Raw genomic sequence first — 1,023 nt, 5'->3', positions numbered from 1 at the left:
AGATGGAACGTACCCAATCTACGTTTGTATACCTGGATATTACACACGAACCGCCTGAGCGGGTAAAGCAACGTTTTCCAACGATTTATCAGACATGTCTGTCATATGGCTTGGATATGACGACAGGCTGGCTTCCCATTGCTCCTGCGGCCCATTATATGATGGGTGGTATCCAGACCAATCTATACGGGGAAAGCTCCATTGGGCGTTTGTACGCCTGTGGCGAGACTTCTTCCACAGGTGTCCACGGCGCTAATCGTCTGGCGAGCAATTCGTTATCAGAGGCTATTGTGTTCGCCAGCAGGATTCTCGAGCGGCTGCAATCATTGCCTCCGCTGGTCGGACATACTTTGATATCTTACAGCGATAACCGTGCAGAGTATCAGGCTTCAGCCGTCGTGGAACAGCGGCTTAAGCTGCAAGAAACGATGGTCCAATATGCTGGAGTTCGTCGGCATAGAGACGGCCTGCAAGCAGCTTTAGAAGAGCTGCACGAGCAAGTGCCTGTGTTTCAGACTGTGATCGCCAGTCGGGAAGAAATCGAATTTGCCAATTTGCTTACCTGTGCTTTATTAGTAGTAGATGGTGCACTGCTGCGGGAGGAGAGTCGCGGGGCGCACTATCGTGAGGACTTCCCTGAGACAGATGATCGCGTGTGGCGAAAGCATGTCCAGCAGCGACGTGAGCAAGGGATAACGGAGGAGAGCGTTCATGACATCTAACAGCGAGCTTTATGGAGAGTTTAGCGGATATCAGGAAGAGCTGACAGCACAAATTCGCAGCTGGCTGCGAGAAGATACAGGTTCCGGTGATGTGACCACACGCTGGACGATTGAGCCGGGCCACCAGTCCAAGGCTGTCATTCATGCCAAGGAGAGTGGCGTGATTGCCGGTTTACCCGTCGCTGAACTTGTATTTCGAGTAGTAGACCCTTCCTTGTCGTTCACTCCGCTAGCGACTGATGGCCAGTGGATTGAAAAGGGAACCGTTCTGGCAGAGGTGAATGGGAGTACTCATGCCATT

Annotated in this window: 2 protein-coding genes; both read left to right on the top strand. The window is 52.1% G+C overall.

All coding sequences use genetic code 11. The annotated features are described in order from the left end of the window. Nucleotides 1–722: FAD-binding protein (locus AC5V8P_RS25705; protein WP_495474073.1), on the top strand; the 722-nt coding region annotated here is incomplete at its 5' end. Continuing rightward, on the top strand, nt 712–1,023 hold a 312-nt coding region (locus tag AC5V8P_RS25700; protein ID WP_495474072.1), incomplete at its 3' end, for a nicotinate-nucleotide diphosphorylase. The genes AC5V8P_RS25705 and AC5V8P_RS25700, both read left to right, overlap by 11 nt.

Source organism: Paenibacillus sp. N119s, from assembly GCF_059447605.1.
The sequence above is the reverse complement of the archived record's forward strand: the minus strand, read 5'-3'. Positions and strand labels throughout refer to the sequence as shown.